This is a genomic window from Sphingomonas sp. CCH9-F2 (assembly GCF_001556735.1).
Classification (GTDB): Bacteria; Pseudomonadota; Alphaproteobacteria; order Sphingomonadales; family Sphingomonadaceae; genus Sphingomonas; species Sphingomonas ginsenosidimutans.
Genome location: NZ_LSJO01000693.1, coordinates 1 through 4,692, shown reverse-complemented (window position 1 = coordinate 4,692; position 4,692 = coordinate 1). Strand labels below are relative to the sequence as shown.

The 4,692-nt window shown below is 67.9% G+C and carries 7 protein-coding genes; 6 read left to right on the top strand and 1 reads right to left on the bottom strand.

Annotated features, from left to right (window positions below):
- Nucleotides 1–143 precede the first annotated feature (143 nt).
- From AX685_RS19920 to AX685_RS19905, 4 genes are all read left to right on the top strand, one after another.
- Nucleotides 144–317, top strand: a complete 174-nt coding sequence (locus tag AX685_RS19920) for a hypothetical protein (protein WP_420542565.1) — start codon at nucleotides 144–146, stop codon at nucleotides 315–317.
- A 32-nt stretch (nucleotides 318–349) separates the two neighbouring features.
- Nucleotides 350–706, top strand: a complete 357-nt coding sequence (locus AX685_RS19915) for a phosphoribosyl-ATP diphosphatase (RefSeq protein ID WP_066491918.1) — start codon at nucleotides 350–352, stop codon at nucleotides 704–706.
- Nucleotides 707–715: 9 nt separating this feature from the next.
- Nucleotides 716–1,108, top strand: a complete 393-nt coding sequence (locus AX685_RS19910; protein WP_066491916.1) for an HIT domain-containing protein — start codon at nucleotides 716–718, stop codon at nucleotides 1,106–1,108.
- Nucleotides 1,109–1,203: 95 nt separating this feature from the next.
- Nucleotides 1,204–2,760, top strand: coding sequence for an amino acid permease (locus AX685_RS19905; protein ID WP_066491914.1), 1,557 nt, complete (start codon nucleotides 1,204–1,206; stop codon nucleotides 2,758–2,760).
- Between the two features lie 58 nt (nucleotides 2,761–2,818).
- Here AX685_RS19905 and mscL read toward each other — a convergent pair whose 3' ends face one another.
- Nucleotides 2,819–3,286, bottom strand: coding sequence for a large conductance mechanosensitive channel protein MscL (gene mscL / locus AX685_RS19900; protein ID WP_066491910.1), 468 nt, complete (start codon nucleotides 3,284–3,286; stop codon nucleotides 2,819–2,821).
- Nucleotides 3,287–3,398: 112 nt separating this feature from the next.
- Here mscL and AX685_RS19895 point away from each other — a divergent pair, with 112 nt between their 5' ends.
- Together AX685_RS19895 and AX685_RS19890 are read left to right on the top strand one after the other, a co-directional pair.
- Nucleotides 3,399–3,977: a LemA family protein gene (locus tag AX685_RS19895; RefSeq protein WP_066491908.1), complete on the top strand. Its 579-nt coding sequence runs from the start codon at nucleotides 3,399–3,401 to the stop codon at nucleotides 3,975–3,977.
- Between the two features lie 10 nt (nucleotides 3,978–3,987).
- Nucleotides 3,988–4,692, top strand: a 705-nt coding sequence (locus AX685_RS19890) for a TPM domain-containing protein (RefSeq protein ID WP_066491906.1), incomplete at its 3' end; no start/stop codon positions are given.

Here is a 4,692-nt window from a genome sequence, read left to right as displayed (position 1 = left end):
CCTCAGCACGAACGGATGGGGGGGTGAAGGACATTCATCCCCAAAGGTCGCCCCAGCGAAGGCGGGCGCCTCGCGATGGGACGAATGCCCCCCGTAACCTCCCGCTAACCATCCCCCCGCTACCCCCGCCGGCGATGCGCAGCGTGTTCCTCATCCTCCTGCTGATCGGCCCCGCGCTGGCGCAAGGCGGGCATGACGGCCGTGTCGCGCCCGCCACCGGCCCGGCGCTGTCGGACGTCGCGCTGTTCGTCATGGCCGCGCTCGCGATCTGGCTGACGCGCCGCGCGCTTCGCCGCCGTCATCACCGCAAGGATTGACCGCGGCCACGCGAGCGGGCACCCGCCGCGCCATGGCCGACGATATCCTTGATCGCCTCGCCGCCACGATCGCCGCCCGCAAGGGCGCCGACGCCGGCAGCTCCTATACCGCCTCGCTGTTCGCGCGCGGCCGCGCGCGGATCGCGCAGAAAATCGGCGAGGAAGCGACCGAAACCGTCATCGCCGCAATGGGCAACGATCCGGCGACGATCGTGCCCGAGGCCGCCGACCTGATCTATCACCTGCTCGTCCTGCTCGCCGATGCCGGGCTGACGCTGGACCAGGTGCGCGCCGAACTGGCGCGGCGCGAAGGGACCAGCGGCCATGACGAAAAGGCCGCGCGCACGCCCGCGGCGAACGGCCTGCCCCTCTCCTTCCGCCCCGAATGAGGTGATCCGATGAGCGTCGATGCGACCCAGCCCTATGACGACGGCAACATCTTCGCCAGGCTGCTGCGCGGCGAGATCCCGTCGCGCCGCGTGTATGAGGACGAGCATGTCGTCGTCTTCCACGACATCGCGCCCTGGGCGCCGACGCACCTGCTGGCGGTGCCGCGCGGCCGCTACGTCAGCTGGGACGATTTTTCCGCCAACGCCAGCGATGCCGAAATCGCCGCCTTCACCCGCGCGATCGGCAAGGTCGCGCGCGACGCCGGGCTGGTCGAAACCGGCTATCGCCTGATCGCCAACGCCGGTCGCGACAGCCATCAGGAGGTGCCGCACCTCCACGTCCACATCATGGCCGGGCGCCCGCTCGGCCCGATGCTGGTCGAGAACGACGGCCGAAAGTAACACGGGATACCGTCACGTCCGCGCAACACTATTGCGCGGGCGTGAAGTGACGCTAGGCTCCCCGCCATCACACTCCCCGGGGGGATAGGAATTTCATGATTTTCGGGCGCGTCAAACCTCTCGAGGCGATTCTCGCCACCGCGGAGAAGAAATCGCTTCACCGCACGCTCGGCTGGTTCCAGCTGACCCTGTTCGGGATCGGGTGCGTCATCGGCACCGGCATCTTTGTACTCACCGCCGCCGGGGCGCAGAAAGCGGGCCCGGGGCTGATGCTGGCCTTCGCGATCGCGGGCGCGATCTGCATCGTCGCCGCGCTCTGCTATGCCGAAATCGCGGCGATGATCCCGGTCGCGGGGTCGGCTTATACCTATACGTATTCGACGATGGGCGAATTGCTCGCCTGGACGGTCGGCTGGGCGCTGATCCTCGAATATGCGGTCGCCGCCAGCGCGGTCGCGGTCGGCTGGTCGGGCTATTTCAGCGGCACCATCCTCAACCAGTTCCTCGGCATCCATCTGCCGACATGGCTGTCGGCGGCGCCGCTGGCGCTGGGCGGCGCGCCGGGCGGGCTCATCAACCTGCCGGCGGTCGTCATCGCGCTGCTCATCACCTGGCTGCTGATGATCGGAACGACCGAAAGCGCGCGCGTCAATGCGGTGCTGGTCGCGATCAAGGTGACGGCGCTGACCGCGTTCATCATCCTGACGCTGCCCAGCGACCATTTCGATGCCGCGCGCTTCAATCCGTTCCTGCCCGCGGGCGTGTTCGGCGGATTCGGGTCGGGCGTCGGCGCGGTGGGCGCGGCGGCGACGATCTTCTTCGCCTATGTCGGCTTCGATGCGGTCTCCACCGCCGCCGAGGAAACCAAGAACCCGCAGCGCAACGTACCGATCGGGCTGATCGGGTCGCTGTTGTTCTGCACCATCTTCTACATCCTGGTCGCCGCCGGTGCGATCGGCACGATCGGCGGACAGCCGATCATGGGGCCGAACGGCATCCCCTTCCCCGCCGGGTCGGAGGAACTGGCGCGTCAGTGCGCGCTGCCGGCCTATCGCGATGCGCTGGTCTGCTCGAACGAGGCGCTGGCGCATGTGCTGCGCGCAATCGGCTGGTCCAAGGTCGGCAACATGCTCGGCATCGCCGCCTTCCTGGCGCTGCCCTCGGTCATCCTGATCCTGATGTTCGGCCAGACGCGCATCTTCTTCGTGATGAGCCGCGACGGGCTGCTGCCGGAACGGCTGTCGACCGTCCATCCCAAGTGGAAGACACCGCACGTCGTCACCGCCGTCACGGGCGTGGGCGTGGCCTTCGCCGCCGCCTTCCTGCCGGTCGGGCAACTGGCCGATATCGCCAATGCCGGAACGCTCTACGCCTTCATGATGGTGGCGGTGGCGGTGATGATCCTGCGCCGCACCGCGCCGCATCACCCCCGCAACTTCCGCACCCCGGCGCTGTTCCTGGTGGGGCCGGCGACGATCCTGGGCTGCGTGTTCCTGTTCTTCAACCTGCCCACCGCCGCAATGCTGGTGCTGCCGGTTTGGGGCGCGATCGGGATGGTGATCTATTTCGGCTACAGCCGCAGCCACAGCCATGTCGGCCGCGGCATCATCGAGGTCGTCGACGACCCGTCGATGACTCCCGGCACGCACTGATCGCACCGCGATCGTCGAAAAACGGGGCCGGCGGAGCGATCCGCCGGCCCTTTTCGCGTCACGCCGCCGGGGGCGTGACGCCGCGGTTCTTCAACTCGTCGCGGATCTCGCGCAGCAGCACGACCTCGGCGGGTTCGGCGGCCGGCTCGGCGGTGCCCGCGGCCTTCTCGCGCTCCATCGTGGCGACCAGCTTGTTGACGCTGCGCATCAGCAGGAAGACGATGAACGCCAGGATCACGAAGTTGATGACGACGGTGATGAACTCGCCATAGCCCAGCAGCGGCACGCCCGCCGCCTTCAGCTGCGCATAGCTGTCCGGCGATCCGGTGTAGGTCGCCGGGATCGCGCCCAGCCGGATGAAATAGGCCGAAAAATCGAACCCGCCGAAGATCGCGCCGACCACCGGCATGATGACGTCGTCGGTCAGCGATTTGGTGATCGTCGCGAACGCACCCCCGATGATGACGCCGACCGCGAGGTCCAGCACGTTGCCCCGCGCGATGAACGCCCTGAAATCCTTGAGCATGCCGCTCCCCTTTCTTCACTGTTGCCGTGCCGAAATAAACCATCCGGCGGGCATTCACGATCCCTCGCGGGTGTCCTATATGCGTGACACAGACAGTGGAGAGCTTGTCACGATGATCCGTCGCTATGTCGCCCCCGTTGCGCTCGCGCTGCCGCTGGCCGCGTGCGGGCTGAACAGCATCCCCACCGCCGAGGAAACCGCCAAGGCGCGCTGGGCCGACGTCCAGAACGAATATCAGCGCCGCGCCGATCTGATCCCCAATCTGGTCAGCACGGTGAAGGGCTATGCCAAGCAGGAATCCGACGTGCTGACCCGCGTGACCGAGGCGCGCGCCGGCGCCACCCGCGTCCAGCTGTCGGGTGACGACCTGAAGGACCCGGCCAAGGTGCAGCAGTTTGAACGCGCGCAGAACGCCGTCACGCTGTCGCTCCAGCGGTTGCAGGAAGCCTATCCGGACCTGAAGTCGAACCAGAACTTCCTGTCGCTGCAATCCCAGCTGGAGGGGACGGAAAACCGCATCACCATCGCGCGCCGCGACTACAACCAGGCGGTACAGGCCTATAATACCCGCATCCGCACCTTCCCCGACGCGGTCGGCGCGAAGATTTTCTACGGCGCCAAGCCGATGGTCCCGTTCCAGGCGACCACGCCCGGCGCGGAAACCGCCCCGACGGTGAACTTCGGCGCCTGAGGCGGGCCGGATGACATGCTGGCTGCGGGCGCTGCTGGCACTGGTGCTGGCCGCGCTCGCGCTGCCCGCGCTGGCGCAGGCGCCGTCGGAACCGTCCTTTCCGAAGCTGACCGGGCGCGTCGTCGATGACGCGCACCTGCTGTCGCCCGCGCAGGTGCAGCAGCTGGAGCAATTGTCGGCCGAGACGGAGAAGGCGTCGTCGCGACAGCTGGTGGTCGCGACCATCCCCGATCTTCAGGGCTATGCGATCGAAGATTACGGCTATCGCCTCGGCCGCGCCTGGGGGATCGGGCAGAAGGACGCGAACAACGGCCTGATCCTGATCGTCGCGCCCAAGGAGCGCAAGGTGCGGATCGAGGTCGGCTACGGCCTGGAACCGATCATGACCGACGCGCTCGCCAGCGTCATCATCAACCAGACGATCCTGCCGCGTTTCCGTGACGGCGACATGGCCGGCGGGATCGTCGCGGGCGCGCAGGCGATCGCCGACCAGCTCAAGGCGCCGCCCGAGGCCGCCGAGAAGCGCGCGCAGGAGGCGGCGGCCACCCGCGTCAAGAAGAAGGACGGCATCGGCGACTGGATGGTCGCGGCCTTCTGGATCGCGGTGGTCGTGTTCATCGTCCTGCCGATGCTGTTCGGGCGGCGCGGCGGCCGGCGCTTCGGCGGCGGCGGCATGCCCCCGGTCATCATCTGGGGCGGCGGCAGCGACTGGGGC